General features: G+C 44.9%; 18 protein-coding genes. 9 read left to right on the plus strand and 9 right to left on the minus strand.

Annotated elements, in window-relative coordinates:
* The first annotated feature begins 76 nt into the window (after positions 1-76).
* From KUA46_RS01590 to KUA46_RS01605, 4 genes are all read left to right on the plus strand, one after another.
* Positions 77-1,357 carry an outer membrane protein gene (locus KUA46_RS01590; RefSeq protein ID WP_022120995.1) on the plus strand — a complete coding sequence of 427 codons (1,281 nt, stop codon included), beginning with the start codon at positions 77-79 and terminating at the stop codon, positions 1,355-1,357.
* Between the two features lie 42 nt (positions 1,358-1,399).
* Positions 1,400-2,065: an LPS export ABC transporter periplasmic protein LptC gene (lptC, locus tag KUA46_RS01595; protein ID WP_022120994.1), complete on the plus strand. Its 666-nt coding sequence runs from the start codon at positions 1,400-1,402 to the stop codon at positions 2,063-2,065.
* A 19-nt stretch (positions 2,066-2,084) separates the two neighbouring features.
* Complete coding sequence (locus KUA46_RS01600; RefSeq protein WP_022120993.1) at positions 2,085-3,356, plus strand: hemolysin family protein; 1,272 nt, start codon at positions 2,085-2,087, stop codon at positions 3,354-3,356.
* 176 nt (positions 3,357-3,532) lie between these two features.
* Positions 3,533-5,683: a peptidylprolyl isomerase gene (locus tag KUA46_RS01605; RefSeq protein ID WP_218486792.1), complete on the plus strand. Its 2,151-nt coding sequence runs from the start codon at positions 3,533-3,535 to the stop codon at positions 5,681-5,683.
* Positions 5,684-5,825: 142 nt separating this feature from the next.
* Here KUA46_RS01605 and KUA46_RS01610 read toward each other — a convergent pair whose 3' ends face one another.
* The 3 genes from KUA46_RS01610 to rfbA all read right to left on the minus strand — a co-directional run bounded on the left by KUA46_RS01610 (position 5,826) and on the right by rfbA (position 9,821).
* Positions 5,826-6,254, minus strand: a complete 429-nt coding sequence (locus KUA46_RS01610) for a BT0820 family HAD-type phosphatase (RefSeq protein ID WP_006846429.1) — start codon at positions 6,252-6,254, stop codon at positions 5,826-5,828.
* Positions 6,255-6,337: 83 nt separating this feature from the next.
* Positions 6,338-8,881: a GumC family protein gene (locus KUA46_RS01615; RefSeq protein ID WP_218486791.1), complete on the minus strand. Its 2,544-nt coding sequence runs from the start codon at positions 8,879-8,881 to the stop codon at positions 6,338-6,340.
* Positions 8,882-8,945: 64 nt separating this feature from the next.
* Positions 8,946-9,821 carry a glucose-1-phosphate thymidylyltransferase RfbA gene (rfbA, locus tag KUA46_RS01620; protein WP_022120989.1) on the minus strand — a complete coding sequence of 292 codons (876 nt, stop codon included), beginning with the start codon at positions 9,819-9,821 and terminating at the stop codon, positions 8,946-8,948.
* Between the two features lie 226 nt (positions 9,822-10,047).
* Between rfbA and KUA46_RS01625 the strand changes: the two genes are divergently transcribed.
* The 5 genes from KUA46_RS01625 (at position 10,048) to KUA46_RS01645 (ending at position 13,770) form a co-directional block, all read left to right on the plus strand.
* Positions 10,048-10,698: a hypothetical protein gene (locus tag KUA46_RS01625; protein WP_022120987.1), complete on the plus strand. Its 651-nt coding sequence runs from the start codon at positions 10,048-10,050 to the stop codon at positions 10,696-10,698.
* A gap of 88 nt (positions 10,699-10,786) precedes the next feature.
* On the plus strand, positions 10,787-11,080 hold the full coding sequence (locus KUA46_RS01630; RefSeq protein WP_022120986.1) for a hypothetical protein: 294 nt from the start codon (positions 10,787-10,789) through the stop codon (positions 11,078-11,080).
* 11 nt (positions 11,081-11,091) lie between these two features.
* Positions 11,092-11,391, plus strand: a complete 300-nt coding sequence (locus KUA46_RS01635; protein ID WP_022120985.1) for a cell division protein ZapA — start codon at positions 11,092-11,094, stop codon at positions 11,389-11,391.
* 28 nt (positions 11,392-11,419) lie between these two features.
* A complete protein-coding gene (rny, locus tag KUA46_RS01640) occupies positions 11,420-12,955 on the plus strand; it encodes a ribonuclease Y (RefSeq protein ID WP_117586134.1) in 1,536 nt (511 codons plus the stop codon).
* Between the two features lie 116 nt (positions 12,956-13,071).
* Positions 13,072-13,770, plus strand: coding sequence for a tRNA 2-thiocytidine biosynthesis TtcA family protein (locus KUA46_RS01645; protein WP_218486790.1), 699 nt, complete (start codon positions 13,072-13,074; stop codon positions 13,768-13,770).
* 208 nt (positions 13,771-13,978) lie between these two features.
* On the opposite strand, the gene KUA46_RS01650 is transcribed toward KUA46_RS01645, so the two are convergent.
* The 6 genes from KUA46_RS01650 to KUA46_RS01675 all read right to left on the minus strand — a co-directional run bounded on the left by KUA46_RS01650 (position 13,979) and on the right by KUA46_RS01675 (position 23,863).
* The gene (locus KUA46_RS01650) at positions 13,979-14,647 is read right to left on the minus strand and encodes a Crp/Fnr family transcriptional regulator (protein WP_218486789.1); all 669 of its coding nucleotides are present in this window, start codon (positions 14,645-14,647) and stop codon (positions 13,979-13,981) included.
* Between the two features lie 180 nt (positions 14,648-14,827).
* The gene (gene hcp / locus KUA46_RS01655) at positions 14,828-16,471 is read right to left on the minus strand and encodes a hydroxylamine reductase (protein WP_218486788.1); all 1,644 of its coding nucleotides are present in this window, start codon (positions 16,469-16,471) and stop codon (positions 14,828-14,830) included.
* 311 nt (positions 16,472-16,782) lie between these two features.
* Positions 16,783-19,047, minus strand: a complete 2,265-nt coding sequence (gene ccsA, locus KUA46_RS01660; RefSeq protein WP_218486787.1) for a cytochrome c biogenesis protein CcsA — start codon at positions 19,045-19,047, stop codon at positions 16,783-16,785.
* 167 nt (positions 19,048-19,214) lie between these two features.
* Complete coding sequence (locus KUA46_RS01665) at positions 19,215-21,056, minus strand: di-heme oxidoredictase family protein (protein ID WP_218486786.1); 1,842 nt, start codon at positions 21,054-21,056, stop codon at positions 19,215-19,217.
* Between the two features lie 116 nt (positions 21,057-21,172).
* Positions 21,173-22,501 carry an imelysin family protein gene (locus KUA46_RS01670; RefSeq protein WP_218486785.1) on the minus strand — a complete coding sequence of 443 codons (1,329 nt, stop codon included), beginning with the start codon at positions 22,499-22,501 and terminating at the stop codon, positions 21,173-21,175.
* Between the two features lie 66 nt (positions 22,502-22,567).
* Positions 22,568-23,863, minus strand: a complete 1,296-nt coding sequence (locus KUA46_RS01675; protein ID WP_218486784.1) for a hypothetical protein — start codon at positions 23,861-23,863, stop codon at positions 22,568-22,570.
* Between the last annotated feature and the right edge of the window lie 64 nt (positions 23,864-23,927).

The following is a 23,927-nucleotide window of genomic DNA, read 5'->3' on the forward strand; positions in this document are numbered from 1 at the left end:
TCAATTATCCTTCTTTTTTCTAGATTTTTTTTAATACTTTTGCACTCTGAATATAATTTTGAATGATTATTAAAGAATGAGAAAGCTTTTTTTAGCAACCCTATTGTTGGGTTCAGCCCTTATGGTTAATGCCCAAAGTGGTACTAATTCGCCATACAGCCAGTATGGTCTTGGCATCTTGTCGGACCAGACTTCTGGTTTTAATCGCGGTATGAATGGAGTCGGTCTTGGCTTTCATGAGCATAATCAGGTGAACTATCTCAACCCTGCATCTTATGCTTCGATTGATTCTATGACTTTCATCCTTGATGCCGGCATCTCTGGTCAGGTGACAAATTTTGAAGAGAATGGTGTGAAGAAGAATGCCAACAACTCAAATTTTGAGTATGTTGTTGCAGGCTTCCGCTTGCTGCCACATGTAGGTATGAGCTTCGGTATCATTCCTTTTACCAATGTTGGCTATAATTATTCTGCATCAGAATGGGTGAATGCTGACAAGGAAGCTTACTATACTAATACTTATTCCGGCGATGGTGGTTTGCATCAGGCATACATCGGTGCGGGTTGGGAACCGGTCAAGGGCTTGGCTGTAGGTGCCAACTTCTCATATCTCTGGGGTAGTATAGACAGAAGTGTAGCAAACAGCTACAGCAATTCTTATTACAAGACCCTCACCCGCTACTATTCTATGCAGGTGAACAGCTATAAGGTTGATTTCGGTGTACAGTATACCCATCAGTTCTCAAAGAAAGATTGGGCTACCGTAGGTGTCACCTTCTCACCAGGACATGGTCTGGGAGCTTCTGCTGATATGAAAATCATTTCTAATGATACCCAGAATGGTGTTACCGATACCACTGCTTACTCTATTGACAAGGCTTATAAGTTGCCTACCATGATTGGTGCGGGTGTGATGTGGAATCATAACAACCAGTGGAAGGTTGGCTTTGATTACAGTCTGCAGAAGTGGGGTAGCTTGGGGTATCCTAGTTTCGATGGAACCAACTACGCCTTGAAAAATGGTATCTACAAGGATAGAAGCAAGTTCAATCTTGGTGCCCAGTATTGCTATGGAGAGCGCAGCCGTGCTTTCTTCAAGCGTGTTCAGTATCGTGTAGGTGCCAGCTACGCCACACCTTATTATAAGATGAATGGTGTTGATGGTCCGAAGGAAATCTCTGTAAGTGCCGGTTTCGGTATTCCTATCATGAACTCTTACAACAACCGCTCTATGCTGAATATCAGCGGTCAGTGGGTGAAGAGTTCGGCTAAGGATCTGATTAAGGAAAATTCTTTCCGTATCAATATCGGATTCACATTCAACGAGGATTGGTTTAAGAAGTGGAAGATGGATTAATCTTCCGCTTATATATAATAATGTATAGATCTATATATAATAATGTATAGAATAAAAGGCTCTTATGTTGTCGGTATCCTGATGTTCCTGATTTTGGCTGGTTGCCAGAACCAGGTAGAACATACTGCGCCCGCCATCCGTCCGCAAGACTCGGTGGCGATGATGACGTCGTATGGTGTAAATACATTGGTAAGCGACTCGGGAGTTATGAAATATCGCATCGTAACAGAACGGTGGGAGGTGAATACCAGCAAGAATCCATCTTTGTGGATCTTTGATAAGGGACTTTTGCTGGAGCAGTTTGATGAGAAATTCCATATTAATAGTTATATCCAGTGTGATACAGCTTATTATTATGATCAGCAGAAGATATGGAAACTTTATGGTAGGGTGAGCATCCTGACCAAAGATGGTTTGCGCTTCAATAGTGAGCAACTTACCTGGGACCAGAACAAGCACGAATTGTCAAGTAACGTATTCAGTAAACTTGTTACTCCTGAAAGAACGCTACAGGGTTCTCATTTCTGGAGTGATGAAAAGATGACGCGCTATTATGTGAGCAATTCGAAGGGTAGCTTTGAAAAGGGAGACCTGACAGGAGGTGGTGGTGCTGCCGATACTTTGAGCAGCCAGCCTGATTCTGTCAAGAATAACTTCCGTCAGCCGGCTACACCAGTCAGAGCCACTACGATTCCTATCATGCACTAATTAAAAAGAAAAAGATATAATGAATGAACAGGTGGATATGAGTTTAGTCGTAGGCATTCTCATTACGATGGTCTTCTCAGCATTCTTCAGCGGAATGGAGATAGCCTTCGTCTCTTCCAACCGTATGTTGGCGGAGATGGATAAGGAGAAAAACGGCCTTACGCAACGACTGTTATCTTTGTTTTATAATCATCCGAATGGCTTTGTCAGTACCATGCTCGTGGGCAACAATATAGCCCTTGTAGTTTATGGTATCCTGATAGCCCGTCTTTTCGACAATACGATTTTCGCAGGTTTTGATGCAGCCTTTACGGTGCCTGCAGATACCATTCTGTCTACGCTGATAGTACTCTTTACAGGTGAGTTTCTGCCAAAGACGCTTTTCAAGTCTAACCCGAACCGCTTGCTTTCTATCTTCAGTCCGGTAGCTTATCTGTGCTATGTGGTATTGTGGCCTATCAGTAAGTTCAGTACTTTCTTGAGTAAGTGCCTGCTGCGTCTGATAGGTATGAAGATGGATACTGAGGGGGCGGATGAAGGCTTTTCTAAGGTAGATCTTGATTATCTTGTGCAGTCAAGTATCGATAATGCTACCAATGAAGATGAAATTAATGATGAGGTGAAGATATTCCAGAATGCCCTTGATTTCTCCGATACTAAAGTACGCGACTGTATGGTGCCCCGTACTGAGATTCAGGCTGTTGAAATGAATACTTCTCTCGAAGAACTGCAGCAGAAATTCATAGAGAGCGGTAATTCGAAAATCATTGTATATGAAGAGGATATAGACCATATAGCGGGATATATTCACAGTTCCGAACTCTTCCACCATCCTTCACGTTGGCAGGATCATATCCGTACACTTCCTTTTGTGCCTGAAACGATGCAGGCACAGAAACTGATGCAGACTTTTTTGCAGCAGAAGAAGTCTTTAGGTATCGTTGTAGATGAGTTTGGCGGTACCAGCGGTTTGGTGAGTCTGGAAGATATCGTTGAGGAAATCTTCGGTGATATAGAAGATGAGCACGATTCAGCCAAATATGTAGCTAAGAAAACCGATGATGGTGACTATCTCCTTTCTGCACGACTGGAGATTGACAAGGTGAACGATATGTTTGGTCTTGAACTGCCGGAAAGTGATGAATATATGACTGTAGGCGGTTTGATATTGCATGAATATCAGAGTTTTCCTAAACTCAACGAGGTGATTAAGTTTGATAACTTTGAGTTCAAGATTATCAAGTCAACATCACGTAAAATAGAGCTTGTTAAACTCCACATCATCAAATAGCTGAGCAGGAAAAGGGAATTTTTTGCTTTTTTTGAGGTAATAGTCAAAAAAGATAGCAAAAAATTCCCTTTTCTCGTATTATTTTTGTATTTTTGCAGACAATTGGCTACTAGCATCAAAAGTGGTTCAATCTAAACTTAGGAAAAAATAAAAATAATAATAATAATTAAAACGTAATGGCAGCATTAGGAACAATTAGAAAAAGAGGCGTGATACTGGTTTGTATCATCAGTTTCGGCCTTTTCGCCTTTATTGCCGAGGAAGCTTTCCGCTCTTGCGATTCAGCAAAGAATAATGAGCGCCAGCAGATTGGTGAGGTTTTGGGCGAAAAAATCAGCGTGCAGGATTTCCAGAAGCTCGTTGATGAGTATTCAGAAGTTATTAAAATGCAACAGGGTCAGGAAAATCTTCCTGAAGAGCAGATGAATCAGGTGAAGGATATGGTATGGAATACCTACATCCAGAACCAGATTATCGCTAAGGAAGCTAGCAAGTTGGGTCTCACTGTGACCGACGCAGAGCTTCAGGACATCTTGAAGACAGGTACTAACCCTATGCTTCAGCAGACTCCTTTCGTTAATCAGCAGACTGGTCGTTTCGACGCATCTTCTCTCCAGAAGTTCTTGGCAGACTACAAGGCACAGAAGGCTAACCCATCTGCTAACGCACAGATGATGGATCAGTATACCAAGATTTACAACTACTGGTCATTCATCGAGAAGACTCTCCGCCAGCAGACTTTGGCTCAGAAGTATCAGGCTCTTCTCGCCGGTTGCTTCCTGTCAAACCCTGTAGAGGCTAAGATGGCTTTCAAGGAGGAGAATGAAGAGAGCCAGATTCAGTTGGCTGCTTTCCCATACTCTGATATTCAGGATGATAAGGTAAAGATTTCTGAAAGCGATCTGAAGGCTAAGTATGATGAAATCAAGGCACGCTTCAAGCAGCCTGTTGAGAGCCGTGACATCAAGTTCGTTGATATCGAGGTTCAGGCTTCAAATGCAGACCGTGCTGCTCTTAACAAGGAATTTGCAGGTTATCACTCACAGTTGGCTGCTGCTGCAGATCCTACAGAGGTTGTACGTAAGTCTGCTTCTACAGTAGCTTACCTTGGTATTCCTGTTTCAAAGGATGCTTTCCCACGTGATATCGCTGCTCAGCTCGATTCTATGGCTGTAGGTTCTACTTCTGCTGTTAAGGCTAATGCCGGTGACAATACATTGAACATCGTTAAGTTGGTAGCTAAGCAGGAATTGCCTGATTCAGTACAGTATCGTGTTATCCAGGTTGCTGCTAACTCAGTAGCTGAGGCTAAGACTAAGGCAGATTCTATTCAGGGCGCTATTGCCGGTGGTGCTGATTTCGAGGCTATCGCTAAGAAGTATGGCCAGACTGGTGACAAGGCTTGGATGACTACCAAGCAGTATGAGTATGCCCAGTCTATGGATAAGGACAACAAGACATTCATCAATACTTTGAACACTGCAGCTGTCAATTCTTTGAACCAGCTTCAGCTGGGTCAGGGATATGTAGTTCTTCAGGTTCTTGACCGCAAGGCAATGGTCAGCAAGTATACTGCTGCCGTTATCAAGAAGCCTATCGACTTCTCGCAGGGTACTTACCGTACAGCTTACAACAAGTTCTCTAGTTTCGTAAGTGCTAATCCTAAGTCAGAGGATCTCTTGAAGAATGCAGCTAAGGAAGGTTACAAGGTTCAGGACTTAAAGGATATTACAACTTCTGTTCACTATGTAGCAAACATCCATTCTACACGCGAGGCTTTGAAGTGGATCTTCGATAGCAAGGAGGGTGAGATTTCACCTCTCTATGAGTGTGGTGACAACAACCACCTGTTGGTTGTGGTTCTTGATAAGATTCATCATATCGGTTATCGTGATTTGAATGATGCAGTTGTCAAGGAGACTGTTAAGGCAGAGGTGCTCAAGGATAAGAAGGCTGAGATGATAGAGGCTAAGTTGAACGGTGTTAAGAACATCGCAGCTGCTAAGGCTAAGGGTGGTAAGGTTTCTTCTGTAAACCAGATTACTTTCGCTGCTCCTGTATTCATCGCAGCTACTGGCGCTAGCGAGCCAGCTCTCTCTGGTGCTGTTGCAGGTACTAAGAAGGGTGCTTTCTCTGCTCATGCTGTGAAGGGTAACGCTGGTGTTTATCTCTTCCAGGTTGTAAACAAGACTAACCGTCCTGTTAAGTTCGATGACAAGACATACGAGCAGAAGTGCCGTCAGAAGGCTATGCAGTATGCAGGTAACTTCATGAATGAGCTTTATCTGAACGCTCATGTAGTTGATAACCGCTACTTGTTCTTCTAATTCAGACTCTTAGATTTATCCCAATAAAAAAGGTGTATTGCCAATGAGCAATACACCTTTCTTATTTATTGGGATATCTTTTATTGTATCTATCAGGATATCTTTTATCGTATTTACTAGGATATCCTTTTGGAGAAATACTTTATCCGCGGCTCCACCAATGCTTCTTCTTAGGGGCTTCCTGCTGCTCGCCGAACTTCTGCTTCAGTACTCTGCGATAGCTTGTATGGTTGGTGATAATCTGATAAATCTCACCCCAGTCTGGCAAACCGCCAATACCTCGGTCATCGATAAACCAGTCGGCTTTGAGCTTGCGTGAGAAGTGGTTATTGTTCTCCAGACTCTCTTCAGGATAATCCTTGTTTACAGCCCAGAATTCAACTCCTCTTTCTCTACACCATTCTACTGCCTCGTCCAGGAGTTTTCCTTCGCGTACGCTCCATAGAATAAGCTTGTGGTGGTCTCTAATCAACATCTTTAATGTTTCTGTGGCGAAAGGTAGCTCTGTACCAATCTTCGGGTACTCGTGGGTTACGATTGTACCATCAAAATCTACTGCAATTGTTGCCATATAGTCTTAATGTTTTTAAAATCTAAAAGAGTCTTCCTATCTGGATAGAAAGACTCTTTTCTTTGTTGTATGTATGTTCTTGATTACTTCTTGATACTGTTGTCGTTGGCATTGCCATAGTGGCTGTTGCTATAGTTACCATAGCTGCCATACTGGCCGTAAGTTCCATATTTGCCATATTTGCCATATGATCCATAAGAACCATAGTTGCCATATTTACCATATTTGCCGTACTTACCAACACCATAATAGAAGCTGTGCTTCTTCTTAGAGAGGTCGACGCCATTGAGTACTAAGCACATGTTAGGCAATTTATTCTCGGCTTTCAAACCATTGATCATGCCGAAACTAGCCTTTGGAGTATAATCTGCGCGGCAGACGTATACACAGAGATTAGCCAGACGTCCAAGCTGCAAACTGTCGTTTACAAGACCTACAGGAGCCGTATCGAGGATAACATAGTCGTAATGTTCCTTCAACTGACTGATAATGTCGTCAAGGCTTGCTCTGGTTACCAACTCTCCTGGGTTAGGAGGAACAGGACCAGCCATCAGGAGGTCGAGTTTACTGTTGACGCCCGAAGAGAGAATCTGTTTCTGAATGTCATCCCATGTGTTATGGTCGTGTATAATCAGATTGGTGATACCATTATGGTGGTTGTCAATCTCGAAGAGCTCTGCCAGACGAGGCTTGCGGATATCCAGACCTACCATGATAACCTTCTTGCCCAGTAAGGCAAGCGAGATACCGATATTGGAAGCCACGAAGGTTTTACCTTCACCTGATGTAGAAGAGGTAAACATCATGACCTTTTCACCTTCCTTCAGCATAAACTGAATGTTGGTACGCAAGCCACGGAAAATCTCCTCCATCAGGTAGTTTTCATTCTGGTGAACCACAATATCAGCCTTTCCTTCCTTCTTGGCAGCGTCGCTTGCCACAGGAATATCGGCAATGACAGGTATCTGAGTGAGTTTCATCACGTCTTCATGTCCCTCAATCTTGTACTTGAAGAATTCTCTCAGGAAGAGGATGCCGGCAGGGATTGCGATACCCAGTACCAGTGCTATCAGCATAATGATAGGATTCTTAGGACTAACCTTTCCTTCCAATGAAGGAGCATCGATAACCTTACCCTTGTCTGCCGTTGCTGCTAGCGAAATGGAGTTTTCCTCACGTTTCTGAAGAAGCATCAGGTAAAGACCAGATTTTACTTCCTGCTGGCGACCAATCTGTGTAAGAACTCGCTCTTGCTCTGGCGAGTTACCTATTTGGTTGGCATACATGGCAGCTTGTTTGGCTATGCTGTTACGCTGGATTTCCATACCTAGCTTAGCTTGTCTCATGGCACGTTTGATAGATGTTGTGAGTGCATCCAACTGTGCGGTCAGAGGAGTTATTGTAGGAGAAGTCTCGCTGGCTGCATGCAAGGCGTTGTTGCGATCCAGGGCTATTTTGTTGTACTGGTTGATGAGTTCTGTTGAACTTTCATCAGTCAAACCTACGTTTGATGGGATAGGCTGATATCTGTTGCCAGGTTCGTTCATGTATTTGCCAAGCTCATTCAGAAGTTCAACCTGTGTGTTAGCCTCCTGGAGTTTCTGGGCGTATGTGTCTGAGTTAGCGATGGCAGCTGTTGCGTTGAGCTTCATCTCTACAACATTGTTACGCTTCTTGTAGCTTTCGAGCTGGCCTTCTGTATTGCCCAGTTCGTTGTTGATCTTCTCCAGACGCTGGTTGATGAACTGTTCTGTGCGGAAAGAAATTTCATTCTTGTCCTCGTTGGCCTGGCGGTTATAAACATTTACCAGAGTTCTCAGATAGTCGATGCTGCGCTGAGGATCTTCATCTTTCATTACCAGTTCGGCTATGGTTGTAGTCTTTGAAGTCTGGCTGACAGTCAGTGCTTTTGTATAGCCCTTAGCCGCCATTTCTGGTGACACGATAATCGCCTTCAGGCTCTCACCGTCTTTTAATGCGTATTTGCCGTTCTGAGTGAAGTAGAGGGTTCCTACACGTGTATTGATGCTTGCTGGCAGACCAGCTAAAGTCTTTTCAATCTTTACAGGATCCTTCTGATAGGAAAAGGCATCTACAGGTATGTAGTATGAACCTGTTACCTGATACTGGCTGCCAGTTTTCTCTATAAGAAGCTTGATAGGAGCATTCAGTTTCTTGAGATGAGCCAGGTCTAAGTCAACGCTGACTTCCTGCTCTTTATAGACTAACTGATCCCTGAAGGTTCCTTTATGGTAATAGTTCACGTAGCATTTCATGTCTACTACAGCCTGGTTAGCCAAGTCTTGAGCCGAAAGAATTTCAATCTCATTGTCTATACCATTTGAGTTTGAAATAAAACCGAGGTTTGCAGCATTCTGAATCATGCTGTTACCCATTCCTCTGTTCTTTCTCTGGTCGTCATCCTTTATCAGTACCTTGGCGGTTGCCTGGTATTGCGGTCTTGCATGGCGTATGTAGAGATATCCCAATCCCAAACATACAATGAGTGATAGAACGAACCATTTCCAGTTGAGGATAAGAGTAGAATAAATCAGCTGGAAGTCAATAGATGACTTCTCTTCCTGCTCTTGATCACGTCCCAAATCAAAGTTCTTTGTTTCTTCCATTATTTTATATTCTATTGTGTTTACACCTTTTTATATTCGTATAAGATAAATGATAGAATCTGTGCTATCTGCTTGCCGCTAGTTCTTTCAGATACTGTCCATAACCGTTTTTGAGCATCGGTTGGGCAAGTTTCAGCAACTGTTCTTTGTCAATCCATCCTTGTTTGAATGCGATTTCTTCCAGACATGCCACTTTCAGCCCCTGTCTCTTTTCGATGACTTCTATAAAGGTACTGGCTTCCGAAAGGCTATCGTGGGTACCGGTGTCTAGCCAGGCGAAACCGCGCTGTAAGGTTCTTACCTTCAGAGTCTTTTCTGTCAGATAGTGCTGGTTTACTGTTGTTATTTCCAACTCACCTCTTGCGCTAGGCTTGATGTTCTTAGCCACCTGCACCACGCTGTTTGGGTAGAAATAGAGTCCTACAACCGCATAGTTGCTCTTAGGCATTTCCGGTTTTTCTTCTATGCTCAGGCAGTTGCCGTTTTCATCAAACTCTGCTACACCATATCTTTCCGGATCGTTGACATAATAGCCAAATACGCTTGCCAGTCCTTCTTCTGCAGCTTTTACGCTTTCCTTGAGTAAACCCGTAAAACCGGCTCCATAGAAAATGTTGTCACCCAAAACCAGACAGACTGTATCATTACCGATAAACTTCTCGCCAATGATGAAGGCTTGAGCCAGACCATCGGGTGATGGCTGTTCTGCATATTCGAAGTGTACACCCAATTCGCTGCCGTCGCCTAACAGACGTTTGAAACCAGGCAAGTCGAATGGGGTAGATATAATCAAAATCTCCTTGATTCCTGCCAACATTAGCACGGAAACAGGGTAGTATATCATTGGCTTATCAAAAATGGGTATCAATTGCTTACTGATACCTTTGGTAATAGGGTAAAGTCTTGTACCCGAACCTCCCGCTAATACGATTCCTTTCATATCTTCTCTATTTCTAATATAATAAAGTTGAATAGTCTTATCTTAAAACGCGGCAAAGTTACTAAAAAAAGTTGAATGAGTGAAATCATAAGCCATAAAAATGCATTTTTTGATAAAAAAAGCACCTTTTTATATAAAAAACGTCGCTTTGATTTGGGTATTTACTGATTTTATTGTATTTTTGCAGAACAATTTAAATAGATATAGAAAATAAAATAATAAAGGAATGGGAATTTTTGCTAAACTATTCGGTCGTAAAGACGACGATAAAAAGGTAGGTGGAATGGAAGATTACATGACTTTGGTCCGTGTATACTTTCAGGCTGCACTTGCTTCTCAGTTAGGTATCACCAATTTGGCCATGTTGCCAGACTTGCGTGTCTTCAAGACAAGTCTGCATGTTCCGACGGTCAACAACCGTCTGGGTATTGGCGAAAAGGCACAGGTGAAGAAAATGATGAAGAATATCTATGATACGGATGATGCCTTCTTTAAGGAAATAGATTCCAGTATCCGTAAGAACTGCCACAAACTGCAGGATGTAAACATATATCTCATCCAGTTCCAGAACTTCACTCAGGATCTGATGATGCTGATGGGCAACTTGATGAAGTTTAAGCTCCGTTTGCCTAGCTTCATGAAGAATTCACTTTACAAGCTGACTGCTAAAACTGTAGAAGATATCTTCACTAAGAATGATTTCTCTGATGCCAGTGTGCTGAAAACCGTGCTTCAGTTGCGCCAGTTCAACAAGCGCTTGGCGTTCAGCCAGCAATGGGTAACCGACTTTACCTTCCAGGTATTGATGCTTGCCAAAAAAGAGCCACGTCCATCAGATGAAGACGTAGAAAAGGCAAAGCAGAAGATGGGAAAGTAACAAATGTTGCGCCCAAAATGAAAAAAAATAGCAGAATATTTGTTTTATTCAAATAATTCTCTTAAATTTGTAGCCAAAAATAATAGTCATGAGTGCAAATGAGAAAACAATTAATACGTTTGCCACAAGAGTAAGGCAGATGATTCTCAAGTTTGACGAGGTCAAGCAGGAGAATGCTGAACTCTATGCGATGGTGGATGAGCGCGATGCCAAAATCAAGGCATTGGAGGAAAAGTTGGCTCAAGCGCAGAGTGATTACGACAGCTTGAAGATGGCGAAGATGATGACGATTTCTGACAATGATATGGAAGCTACTCAGAAGCGCATCGCCAAGCTCATAAGAGATGTCAATAAGTGTATCACACTATTGGGTGAAAAGTAAAAATCGGAACGATGGCAGAACAAGAACAAGATAAATTACTCATACGATTACACGTCTATGATACAGATCTTTCTGTAAGAATACCTAGGGAAGACGAGGAGTATTATCGTAAATCAGCTAAGCTGATAGATGATATTGTAAACTCATATACCAAGATTTTCAAAGGCAGAAAGAGCGATAAGGAAATCCTGTATATGGCGCTCATTGATGTGGCATTGAGATATGAGAAGGAATCGGATCGGAATGATACGAAACCTTATGATGATATTCTTGAGAAGCTTACCTCCGAGATTGAAGACGCTTTGAAATAAGAATATTAATAAACATATATATAATATAATGATAGTAACTATTATAGCAGCCTTGGTGGCGCTTGTTATCGGCGGTGCTGCTGGGTATTTCATTTTCCGTTATGTCATTAAGGGAAAATATAATGAAATGATAGAAGCTGCCAACAAAGAGGCAGAAGTAGTAAAAGAGAAGAAGCTTTTGGAAGTGAAGGAGAAATTCCTCAACAAGAAGGCGGAACTCGAAAAAGAAGTGCAGCAGCGTAATTCTCGCATCCAGCAGAATGAGAATAAGCTGAAACAGCGCGAGATTTCTCTCAATCAGCGTCAGGAAGACCTCGGTCGACGCAAGATGGAGATTGATCAGTATCAGCAGCGTGTTGACAACGAGAAGAAACTCTTGTCTGTCAAGCAGCAGGAACTTGATAAGATGCAGAAACAGGAGCAGGCTAAACTGGAAGAACTTTCTGGTCTGAGTGCTGAAGAGGCTAAGCAGAGATTGATTGAGAGTCTGAAAGATCAGGCTAAACTCGATGCTGCAAGCTATGTGAACGAAATTATGGATGATGCCAAACTCAATGCTAACCAGCAGGCTAAGAAGATTGTGATTCAGACAATCCAGCGTGTTGCTACTGAAACAGCTATTGAGAACTCTGTTAGCGTTTTCCATATTGATAATGATGAGGTGAAGGGACGTATTATCGGTCGTGAAGGCCGCAACATCCGTGCTCTGGAAGCAGCAACTGGTGTAGAAATCGTTGTGGATGATACTCCTGAGGCAATCGTTATCTCAGCCTTCGACCCTGTTCGTCGTGAGGTTTGCCGTCTGGCTCTCCATCAGTTGGTTGCTGACGGCCGTATCCACCCAGCCCGTATTGAGGAGGTGGTAGCCAAGGTGAAGAAGCAGTTGGATAATGAAATTATCGAGACTGGTAAGCGTACAGCTATCGACCTCGGTATTCATGGTCTGCACCCAGAGTTGATTCGTATCATCGGTAAGATGAAGTACCGTTCTTCTTATGGTCAGAACCTCTTGCAGCATGCCCGTGAAACCGCTAACCTCTGTGCGGTTATGGCTTCTGAATTGGGATTGAATCCTAAGAAGGCTAAGCGTGCCGGTCTTTTGCACGATATTGGTAAGGTGCCTGATGAGGAGAGTGAATTGCCACACGCATTGTATGGTGCCAAGATTGCAGAGAAGTATAAGGAAAAACCTGATATCTGCAATGCCATCGGTGCTCACCATGATGAGATGGAGATGAATACATTATTGGCTCCTATCGTACAGGTTTGTGATGCTATCTCTGGTGCTCGTCCTGGTGCCCGTCGTGAGATTGTAGAGGCTTATATCAAGCGTTTGAACGATCTTGAAGCTATCGCCATGAGTTATCCTGGCGTAACCAAGACTTACGCTATCCAGGCAGGTCGTGAACTCCGTGTCATCGTGGGTGCGGATAAGATGAACGATGAAGAGAGCATCAAGCTTTCTGATGAAATTGCAACCAAGATTCAGAATGAGATGACTTATCCTGGTCAGGTTAAGATTACTGTGATTCGTGAGACTCGTAGTGTAGCTTACGCTAAGTAAGATAGAATTATATTTGAAGTTTAAATTGTCGTTTCTCTTCTGCAAAGTAGAGAGATGTATCTTGATAAAGCCGTACTCTGAAAAAGGGTGCGGCTTTTCTTTTCCCTTTTCAGAATATGATGAAAGCAGAACAGAAAGTATTAAAGCGATTCAATAAAGGATGTGTTGACTATCATCTTTTGGAGGATGGGGACCGTATTCTTATTGCCTTGAGTGGAGGCAAGGATTCATTGGAACTTGTCCGTTTGCTGGCTCAGCGTGCCCGTATCTATAAACCTCATATCGAAGTGGAGGCGGCTCATATCATCATGGATAACATTCCTTACGAGACCGATCGTTCTTATCTGCAGAATTTCTGTGCAGAGAATGGCATCAAGCTCCATATCCTTCATAGTTCGTTCGATGAATCCACTGATCCACGAAAGACCCGTTGCTTCCTCTGTGCCTGGAACCGACGTAAGACGCTCTTCGAGTTTGCTGTAAGCCACGGGTTCAATAAGATAGCTCTGGGACATCACATGGATGATATCCTCGTTACCCTGCTGATGAACATCACCTTCGAGGGTTCGCATTCCACCATGCAGCCCAGTCTTCCTCTGAAACATTATCCGCTTACTATTATCCGTCCGCTCTGTCTCGTACATGAGGCGGATATCCGGCAGGTAGCAGAAGAGTTGCATTTCACTAAGCAGAAGGCGTTGTGTCCTTACGAAGAGACTACCCGCCGTTCGGATATGCAAGCCGTCTTCCTTCATTTGGAGCAGCTGAACCCTGAAGCCCGCTATAGTCTTTGGCGCTCTGTCTTTATGGAATAAAATATAGTAGAAAAAGCAATAAAAAACGAAAGTAGTTGCATGAGCACATGCAACTACTTTCGTTGTACAATGCAATAGGCTTCATTTGCCATCGAAGCCTATTGTGTTTGTTCCTGGGTTAGACCGGAATACTTCTTGATTAGATTCATGTCAACACCATTGGCAAGCATGTTCTTAGCAATTTCCAAGGCTTTCTCATTCTTACTTCTTATTTCATGTCATCCGAGTTGAGTATGGTGATGGTCTTGCCATCAATCCTGATGGCGCCCTTCTCCTCGAATTCGGACAGGCAGCGGAGGAGCGAGAACTTCTGGATACCGAAGATATCCGCCATTTCCTGGCGGCTGACATCCAGTCGGATGGTTCTGTTCTGCTGTTCGGTAGCCATCTTGATGAGGTATTGCGCCACCTTCTCCTTGACGGAGAAAAGGGAGAGCATGCGCATTTTCTGCGAAAGGAAGATATCTATCCTTGACAGGTGCTGGATGAAGTTCCAGCGTATGCGCTCGTCGGTATCTATCAGCAGTTTCAGTTCCGAAGGCCTCATGCGCAGGAGGGTAGTCTTCTTGCTTGTCTCCACGCTTACGGGCATCTCGTTATTATGTGCGAAGATATAGGCAGGGGCTATCAGCATCGATTCTCCCAGCCGCTCTATTTGGGCCTGCTTGCCCGACAATCCCGACATGCGGGCTATCATCTCCCCCTCGACGATGATGTCGGCATATCTGCAGGGCATTCCTGCCAGCACATAGGTTTCCCTGGCAGCAAGCTCCACCATCCGGTAGCTTACCATCGATAGCGCCTCTCTGATTTCCTCAGGAGTAAATCCCTCAAATACCGTGCATTTCTGCAAGGTAATGAATATTGATTCTTTCATACATTTAAGTTTTATATTCAATAACGCATTTTCCTCCGATTTATTGTTTGCTCAAAAAATAAGGCACTTTGCAACACTATCGAGAGTGTTATTGCAAAGTGCCTTTTAAACAGGAAAACTTATCTTTTGATTTTTTCCCCGAGTTTTACAGATTCTCCCTTAACTCAGTAGCTGCTGTTCTTATCCTATATATTTTTTGATGTCCTCTTCTACCGTTCCGTTTCCGGCAATGCCAAAGGTATCTACCAGAACCTTCAGTACGGCTGGTGAACAGAAGGCTGGGAGCGTAGGACCCAGATGGATGTTCTTTACGCCCAGATGCAGCAGGGCAAGAAGTACGATGACAGCCTTCTGCTCGTACCAGGCAATATTGAAGAAGATAGGAAGTTCGTTGATGTCGCTGGCTCCAAAGATCTCCTTCAGCTTCAATGCCACAACCGCCCAGGAATAGGAGTCGTTGCACTGACCGGCATCCAGCACACGAGGAATGCCGTTGATGTCGCCCAGATTGAGCTTGTTGTACTTGAACTTGGCACAGCCGCTGGTGAGTATCACTACATCCTGAGGCAGCGCCTTGGCAAACTCCTCGTAGTAGTTGCGGCTCTTCATTCTGCCATCGCAGCCACTCATCACCACAAACTTGCGGATGGCTCCGCTCTTCACAGCCTCTACTATCTTGTCTGCCAGGGCAAAGACCTGGGCATGCGCAAAACCGCCAATGATCTCGCCTGTCTCTATCTCCCTAGGTGGCTGGCAGGTCTTGGCAAGCGCAATCACCTCGGAGAAGTCCTTGTGGCCGTCGGCACCCGCCTGGATATGCTTCCAGCCAGGGAAACCAGTAGAGTTGGTGGTGAAGACGCGGTTCCTGTAGCCTGCCGATGGCGATGGCGGAACGATGCAGTTGGTGGTGAAGACTACAGGACCGTTGAAGCTCTCGAATTCCTCCTTCTGTTTCCACCACGCATTGCCGTAGTTGCCCACCAGATGCTTGTACTTCTTGAGCTGCGGATAGTAGTGGGCAGGAAGCATCTCGCCATGGGTATAGACATCGATGCCCGTGCCTTCGGTCTGGATGAGGAGATCTTCGATATCCTTCAGGTCGTGGCCTGAGATGAGGATGCCCGGATTGTTGCCTGTACCGATGTTCACCCGGGTGAGTTCTGGATTACCGTATGCCTGGGTGTTGGCCTTGTCGAGGAGTGCCATCACATCCACGCCGTACTTTCCTGTTTCGAGCACTACGCCCAGCAGCGTGTTCATATCAGCATCAGGGTTACTGATGGTGGCGAGTGCACGGCACATGAAGCTGATAATCTCGCTGTTCTCTTCTCCCAGATGGGCTGCATGCTCGTAGTATGCTGCCATACCCTTCAGACCGAGCATGGTGAGTTCCTTGAGCGAGCGGATATCTGCATTCTCGTGGCGGAGCACGGATTCACGGGTGCCCTCTGCCTCATAGTCTGTCTTCTCGCCACCCCAGGTTACCTCCTGATAGGCAGGGAGGTGGATATTCATGCTTGCTGCCTTTTGCAGCAGCTGTTTCTTCAGTACGATGCCCTTATCTACCTTTTGCAGGATATCCTGGTCGTTGAAGTTGGCGTTGGTAATGGTGGTGAAGAGTGCATCCGTGAGGAAACGGGTTACCTCTGGTGTCGGCTCTTTGCCTATGCTATGCTGTATGGTTCCTATGCCACGAACCACGCTGAGCAGCAGATCCTGCCACTTGGAAGTTGTAGCCTCCTTACCGCAAACACCCTTGATGGTACAGCCTGTACCCTTAGCTGTTTCCTGACACTGGAAACAGAACATCTTGTTTTCTGCCATATTGCTATAAATTAAAGAGTTATTTTAATGTTTTCTTCCAGGCGGCAATCTGCCATTCCTGGTTTCCGGCTGCAAAATTACGGCTTTAAAAATAATCCTACGGTAACAATTGTGACCGTAGGATATTAAAAAAACATAAAAAGAGTGTGGGGGAACGGATTTTTTCTATCTGTTCCTGGGTTCGTCCGGAATACTTCTTGATTAGATTGATGTCAACACCATCATATATTTATCCTTAAGGGAAAATAAAATTAGCCTTAAGGGAAAATAAATTTTGCCTTAAGACTAAATATATTCTGTCTTCTGATGGGTTATGCATACGAGTGCATGCCCGTGAGGAAATAGTTCACACCGAAGTAGGTCATGGCAATGCTCATGAATGCCAGGGTGATGTAAATGTGATATACCAGCGGCTTGCGGAAGACCGGCAGACTCTGCGTATGCACTACTACGGCATAAATCATAAAGGTGATGAGCGCCCATGTTTCCTTGCTGTCCCAACTCCAGTAATTACCCCAGCTCACGTTAGCCCAGATGGCTCCGATGAAGATGCCGAACCCCATCGTGGTGAGGGCAGGGTAGAGGAAGAGACGGCTTAAATCCCGCAGTTCGTCGCCATGAGAGCGCATGCAGATGCCCATGATGCCGCAGATGAAAGTCAAGGACAATAGGGCATAGCTCATCATGATGATGCTGACATGGATGCTGAGTAACGGACTGTTCAATACCGGCATCATCTGTCCGATAGCAGGATCCATCTGGTTGATATGGCTTACCAGAAGGAAGAATCCTGAAATCAGGAAGCCGAATACCATCACGATGCGGATGCGCAACTGCATCAGAATACTGATAAGCATCACGAACCAGGCTACAGTTAGCATACTTTCATATCCGTTAGACATAGGTATGTTGCCGCTGATAATCCATCTCAATGCCAATCCGAAGGTTAAGGCAAGGAAGGATACGCCAAGCAGGATAGGCAAAGCGATGTTCAATACCTTGATTTCTTTCTTCTTCGTCATGCGATAGATGGTGTAGAAGAGGGCAATGAAGCCCAGTGTGAGGTTTGCCATGAAGAGAATGGTTGCAAAAGGAAAGGCATTATTGATGCGTTCAGCCTTATATTGTGTAGCTGTTGGCAGCGAATTACCGCTACTAACCTCCTGATATTTCTTCATCTTGACGAAGAACTCGTTTACACGGCTCGTATTGCCTGCCTTTACATCGCCATTCAGCAGGGAGAATACATTCCTAATATAGAGTGCATGCTGGTGCTCCACGGCCTGTGGCAACTTATCTACAGGTGAAAACCACGTGGTAGTGCCAGCCTTGATGAAAGGATGATCCTTGGTAGCCTTCACATTCTTGGTGAAGGTGTAAGGAAGAACTTTCAATGAGATACCTTCTCGCAACTCCATGATGATTTGTATCTTGCCATCGATATCGGCGGCTTGCTGATGGAACTTGTCCTGCTGACCATTGTAGTATTCCTGAACATACTGTCCGATGGTATAGCCACCCATCTCACGATTGAAGAAAGTATTGAGCGAAGCATAGTCAGGCAGATTCATCGCTGTTTTCATTTCTCCGCTCTTGATCTTGATGAAAGGCTCGTTTGCCCAAGTATTTCCATAGAATACCCAACCAGAGAGTACCTGCTCTGCTGTCAAACCCTGATAGCTTCTGGCTCCATATATCTTTTTGCAGAAATCCAGGGCAAAGGTCTGTACCGGACAGATGCGGTCGTTGTAGAGAATATGAAGCTCGCCAAACTTCTCTGCAGTTTCCTTTGGCAATACAGCATTTTGGAGATTGCCTGTTGCAGATTCTGCATGCAGTGTCTGTATATTGCCCATGCTGAGGATGAGTGCTGTCATCAAGGCTCCCTTCTTGAGCAAAGGACTCTTCAGTAGTTTGCGATAACCGCCCTTAGGGTCGAAGAGCATCCATACGAGGGAGATGAAGAGCAGCGCATAGCCAGTATAGGTGACTGGTATGCCGTATGGATCGGCATTGATAGCGAGCACGCTTCCCTTGCCGTCTTCATCATAAGATGACTGATAAAGACGGTAAGACCGGTGGGAATAGATGTTGTTCATCGAAACTTCGCCTTCGCTCTTATCATCTCCGTCTATTACGGTGAATTTTGAAGAATAGTCAGCCACGGCGTTGGTACCATCGTGCATCTTCGCTTCAAACTTCTTCAGGCAGAGCGAGAAAGGCAGTTTCTCTTCCTTCATGCCCTGCTCTTCATCCTGAGCCATATAGGTATCTGTAGGCTGACCGATGCGCAGATGAATCATGCCTCTTTTAGCTGATACATGCGTGAGTAGGGCACCCAAGAGGATGATGATGAAGGAGAGATGGAGTGCCAGCGTAGAAGCGCACTTCACTTTTCTTTTGATGATATAGAACGCACCGAGGGCAGCAAGTACTGCCCAGATTAGAATGAACCACCATGCTCCATAGTAGTGGGCATGGGCATAATCCGTGCCCTGGCTTTTTTCCACGATGGTGGCGGCAGCCATGCATACGAGCACAAGGATGTAAAGAATGAATATAATCTTTTTAACCATACTTAGTTGGAATCTTGATAGAATTTCCGCTGCAAAATTACGATATTATTCGGAGAAAAGCAAGATTTTATACGTATATTTAGAGGTTCTGATAAAAAAAGCTGCCAAATGCTTTTGATAGCCTGGCAGCTTTTCTTATTTTTGTTTCTTCTTGTAATATCTTATGATTAGATAGAACGCAGGAACTTAACCACTGCATCACGATCGCTCTTCGATGCTTTGTAGAAGTTCATGGCTGCATGATAGGCATGACTCTTCTTGCTGTAGCAGTGCCACATGATTGCCTCTACCTCGTTACGGGCACGGCAGTCGTGCAGGCGATCTTCAGCACCAGTATTCACGTAGCTCAAGCCACGACCCCAAAGTGGAGTGGTGCGGCACCATGATCCGTGGATGTCGTTCATCATATAGAGCTTGTGCTGAACGAAATCTGAATATGGATAGATGGTCTGATTCTGATAGCGAGGCAACTTCTTGTCGGCGATGTACTTGGATGTTACGTAGTTATCGTCACCGGTCTTCCATGATGGCTTGTGACAGTTGGCGCAGCCCCATTCCATGAAGAGTTTTTTACCCTGCTGTACCTGTGGATCATTCAAGTTGCGGGCACGAGGTACTGCAAGTCCACGATGCCATACCATGAAAGCATAGTAATCATCCATGCTCTGCTCTGACTTGAAGTTATGGATGCTGTTGTCGAATTGGTTGGTATATGGATCCAAAAGAACTCTTACTGCGTTAGCAATACCTTCATCTGTACCATCAGCATAGTAAGGAGAAGTAGGATCTTTCTTAATAGCTGCAATAACATCCTTATTCTGAGACATGGCTGTTGCCCATGGTGTCGTAGTATAAAGCAATGGACGGTCTTCGCGAGTTACATTGGTGATATTCCAAATAGCATTAGCACCAGGACCATCTTGCAAAGAACCACGAGTCAAAGCGTAGGTGTAACGCTTTACTATCTTCTTGTTAAGATCACTAGTGTTAGGGTCAAAAGTGCTACCATCGGCATGGACACCGCCTGTAGCATATTGGGTATGACTGTCAAGTTTGCCATCAGCACTCTTCTTTGCTGCATCACGACCGAATGTGGTATAAAAAGCACCTGCTGCGAAGTCGTTTGCATCTGCATCCCACATGCTTGGGTTGATGTAATCAGATACCTTAAGACCAGCTTTCTTGAAGTAGGCAGCTTCCTCTGCATACTGTGCCTTGATGGCCTCGTTAGGGATGGCATCAATCAAACCTGTACCACCGATACCGATGGTAGATTCCAATCTTACAGCTACTGCACCATTGCCGGTTTCGTATGGAGTAGGACTGGTGTTGAAGGCACTTTTAGGGATAGAAATCTCAGGATAAATCAAATCAAACTTCTCGCCATCAGGGAACTGCATGGCAGGAATCTCTTCTGTTTCCATCTTGTGGACGTGCTCCCAACTCATATTGATTTGGCTCTCATCGATAGGTGGCAAGAATGGAGACTGTGCTTGTGTCTGAGGCATACCTGTAACCTCAGCTACATAGCCACCATCATTGCTGTTGGCACCATCTACAGGATGATATACTACGAGCAGATAGCCGTTACCGTTACCATAGCGGGTTTCATACTGTGCCTTGCGCTTGCCATGGCCATACTCTGGATGGCAATCAAAGCAAGATGAGCGGACTGAAGCAGGACCTAAGCCCTTGAATACACCTGTATTCCATGAATACTGGCGCTCGAACATCTGCTCGCCGATAAAGAACTGCTTGAAGAGTTCTTGGTCGTTATCTACTGCAGGTGTCTGGTCTGAGTAGCTGCTGGAACCTGTGTTCTCTGTTGTACCCAGTTTACCACCTGGATACCACTCATCTGCAGTAAAGTTACCCACTTCCTTACCTACGTATGCGGCATCTGTTTCCTGAATTTCAACTTTGTTGTCATCGTCAGAACAGCTAGCCATTGTCGTAGCCAAAGCCAGGGCGAACGACATGTAGGCGTAATTCTTAAAATTCTTATTCATAATGTATTTTCTTTGTGATATATTATATTTAACCCAAATGACGTAGCTTCGCTTCTATTGAAGAAAGCAAAGCTACGTAATTCTTTATTTCTGTTGTTTCTGCTGTAATGGATAAATTACTTGGAAACCTTCAATGCACGGAACCATGAACCAGCTTTATTCAATTCATCATCCAAAGTGTTGATCTTGTCGATGCAAGTCTTTACTTGAGCATGTGCAGGATTATCAACGAAGGCAATACCGCTCTTCTTGGCAGACTCCAATGCTGCGATTGCCTCGTCAAGAGCTGTGCTCAATGCGCTGTAGCCACTGTAGTTATACTTCTTCATGATAGTCATCAATGAATTAGCAACAGGAGTGGTAGCAGTTACATCACGTGTACCATAGAGAGAGTTCTTGATAGAGTAGATGTTGTCCTGATAGTCGATGAATGAACGCTTGCTGTATGGTGACTCGATGTAGTCTTTAGACTCTTTTTCGCCTTCCTCTGTAATACCACCATGACCGGTAGCAACACGATAAGCCTGGCCGAGTTTCTGGGTGTAAACCTCCTGGCAGATGCTAGAGCAACCACCTACGAATACATTCTCCAAGGTCTCCTGCCATGTTGGGAACCAAGCCTTCTCGCCTGTGGCATTGAGGAGAAACTGACCGTAGCCGATACCTGCAGAAGAAAGGGCACCTGCGCTATCTTCCAGATCTTTAAGACCATCAATCACCCAATTGCAATTGGATGTCAACCAAGAACCGAGGGTTGCATCACCATTCCAACCATACTGGAGGAGTGAAGTCATGTTGTAGATGTCGCCAGCTACAGCGGCAGCAAATGCCAACTCATCAATACCCTTCACAGATGTCATGCCTGCTTCTGTCTCGTTGGCATTCAGCATGGCTGCAGTACGTTCAGCACCATTGCGGAAGAGTACGAACTCCAATCCGTGGAAACCGATTACTGATTCGAAGTGCTGGTGTTCTGTATAGATAAACTGAGCAGGGTTTGAACCCTTGATACCGGAGATGATGCTCTGATTGTTGAGTGCTTCTACCATCTGGTCGTGGTCGAGTGGCCATGAGTCGATGTGTGGGTCAATCTCGTTGTTGGCTGCTGCACCATAGAGGAATGCCTCACTGCGCTCCCATTCACGACGAGCGTTCTTGAAAGCCTCGCAGGCATCGGTGATATCTGCATCGCTCAAGTTGCCAGCCTTGGCGTTGGTGTATGCCTTGTCGCATGCATCCTTCAAAATCTTGGCATTGTCTCTCAAATCCTTGTAGGTAGGATTGATAATGTCGTTAACATAAGTGTTAGCTACTGCAGACAATTCTGTTGCTGGAACTACGTTACCCTCTGTTACTGGGTCATCATCATCGCTACAAGAAGCGAAACCCAAAGATAAGGTCATTGTTGCTACGAACAAGAATGCCTTCTGGAAAATCTTTTTCATGTTTCTTTGTTTTTTATGATTGAATATGATAATTATTATTCTATGAAACGGCTCTTTTCCCCTGGATTAGAGGAAGAAGCCCTGATAAGCGATACCGATGTTTACGGCTGGCTCATTGTTGTACTTAGAGTGGAAGATGCGCTGATTGTACTCTGCCTTTACACAGACTTGTGGGAGAGGGAAGTAGTTGATACCTGCTGCCACAATCTTACGGTTGGTCCACTTGGCGGTGGTATTGTGAACGGATGAATCGTAATACTCGAAATGACCGAACACATACAGTTTCTGGTTGTCTTCACGCAACTTGGAAATCTGAGAGAAGACATCATAGCCTGCTTCTACCATGGTAGCGATGGCATGACTGCCGAAGTATTTGCCGCTGCCTGATTCATTAGGCTTAACATTCGCCGTACCTGGATATACAATGCTGGTGATGGCTGTAGCATCACTTACATAGCCATAATCCACGTTGCCTCTAATCTTCCAGTTGTACTTGTTGTAGGTGAAGTCGAAGGCACCTACATATACGTTTCCCTTGATGTTCTTGTGCTGGGTATCCTGTGGGGTGGTGTTGCCCATCGCCTTGCCGTAGTAACCGCTCAGTCCGATGCGCAGACCTGGAATACTGTAGTTATCTACACGGGCAGCCACAGCATATTTGTTGGCTACCTCAAACTCGTATGGACTCTTGGCACCGCCCTGAATCCAGTTGCTGCGACTGAAACGATAGGCGTTCAAGCCAGCCAGAAACTGTGCCTCATAGCGGAACTTACCGCTCTTTCCCCAGAAACTGATACCAGTCTGGTGCCAGGTGCAGGGCAGAATGGTATTTTCGCCTTCCGGACGATAAACAGTAAAGAAATTCAATGGCTCATGATAGGCATTGGTAAGACCTACAGGTACCACGATGTGACCCATCTTGATGTTGGCAGCTCTGCCGAATGACTTCTGAATCCAGAACTGTTCCAGTTCCACCTCGCCACCTTTCTCCACTTCCTGTTCGTACTCGATGGCTTCCTCTGCCTCGTATTCGATAGACTGTCCGGTACCTCCGTGTTCAAACTCAATCTCAGTACCCATGGTCCATCCCTTTCCGAAGTCGTAACCCAGGTAGATTACTGCATGAGGAATGTCGAAGCGTCCGTGGTCGGGTGCGTTTTTATAAGCGGTGGCGTTAGAGTAGCGTTTTCCAGCGTCGCTATAGAAGTTGCGGCTCATGGCAACCTCGCCATAACCACCCACGCTGAGGCGCTTGCCGTTTACATGCTGCATTACACTATCGGCAGCCACAGTTTGTGCACTTGCCGTTGCCAAGCCGGCAACGAGGGCAGCGGACATCAATCCAATTCTTAAACTGTTCATCTTTAATATTTTGAAATTATTGTTATCGTATAATTTTATATAAAAGAAAAGAGCGCGGATGTCT

This window comes from Segatella copri (assembly GCF_019249765.2).
GTDB lineage: Bacteria > Bacteroidota > Bacteroidia > Bacteroidales > Bacteroidaceae > Prevotella > Prevotella copri_K.

What these genes read in the sequence shown, in the direction of transcription:
- KUA46_RS01590 (WP_022120995.1), top strand. Translation starts at nt 77, where the DNA reads ATGAGAAAGCTTTTTTTAGCAACCCTATTGTTGGGTTCAGCCCTTATG.
- lptC (WP_022120994.1), top strand. Translation starts at nt 1,400, where the DNA reads ATGTATAGAATAAAAGGCTCTTATGTTGTCGGTATCCTGATGTTCCTG.
- KUA46_RS01600 (WP_022120993.1), top strand. Translation starts at nt 2,085, where the DNA reads ATGAATGAACAGGTGGATATGAGTTTAGTCGTAGGCATTCTCATTACG.
- KUA46_RS01605 (WP_218486792.1), top strand. Translation starts at nt 3,533, where the DNA reads ATGGCAGCATTAGGAACAATTAGAAAAAGAGGCGTGATACTGGTTTGT.
- KUA46_RS01610 (WP_006846429.1), bottom strand. Translation starts at nt 6,254, where the DNA reads ATGGCAACAATTGCAGTAGATTTTGATGGTACAATCGTAACCCACGAG.
- KUA46_RS01615 (WP_218486791.1), bottom strand. Translation starts at nt 8,881, where the DNA reads ATGGAAGAAACAAAGAACTTTGATTTGGGACGTGATCAAGAGCAGGAA.
- rfbA (WP_022120989.1), bottom strand. Translation starts at nt 9,821, where the DNA reads ATGAAAGGAATCGTATTAGCGGGAGGTTCGGGTACAAGACTTTACCCT.
- KUA46_RS01625 (WP_022120987.1), top strand. Translation starts at nt 10,048, where the DNA reads ATGGGAATTTTTGCTAAACTATTCGGTCGTAAAGACGACGATAAAAAG.
- KUA46_RS01630 (WP_022120986.1), top strand. Translation starts at nt 10,787, where the DNA reads ATGAGTGCAAATGAGAAAACAATTAATACGTTTGCCACAAGAGTAAGG.
- KUA46_RS01635 (WP_022120985.1), top strand. Translation starts at nt 11,092, where the DNA reads ATGGCAGAACAAGAACAAGATAAATTACTCATACGATTACACGTCTAT.
- rny (WP_117586134.1), top strand. Translation starts at nt 11,420, where the DNA reads ATGATAGTAACTATTATAGCAGCCTTGGTGGCGCTTGTTATCGGCGGT.
- KUA46_RS01645 (WP_218486790.1), top strand. Translation starts at nt 13,072, where the DNA reads ATGATGAAAGCAGAACAGAAAGTATTAAAGCGATTCAATAAAGGATGT.
- KUA46_RS01650 (WP_218486789.1), bottom strand. Translation starts at nt 14,647, where the DNA reads ATGAAAGAATCAATATTCATTACCTTGCAGAAATGCACGGTATTTGAG.
- hcp (WP_218486788.1), bottom strand. Translation starts at nt 16,471, where the DNA reads ATGGCAGAAAACAAGATGTTCTGTTTCCAGTGTCAGGAAACAGCTAAG.
- ccsA (WP_218486787.1), bottom strand. Translation starts at nt 19,047, where the DNA reads ATGGTTAAAAAGATTATATTCATTCTTTACATCCTTGTGCTCGTATGC.
- KUA46_RS01665 (WP_218486786.1), bottom strand. Translation starts at nt 21,056, where the DNA reads ATGAATAAGAATTTTAAGAATTACGCCTACATGTCGTTCGCCCTGGCT.
- KUA46_RS01670 (WP_218486785.1), bottom strand. Translation starts at nt 22,501, where the DNA reads ATGAAAAAGATTTTCCAGAAGGCATTCTTGTTCGTAGCAACAATGACC.
- KUA46_RS01675 (WP_218486784.1), bottom strand. Translation starts at nt 23,863, where the DNA reads ATGAACAGTTTAAGAATTGGATTGATGTCCGCTGCCCTCGTTGCCGGC.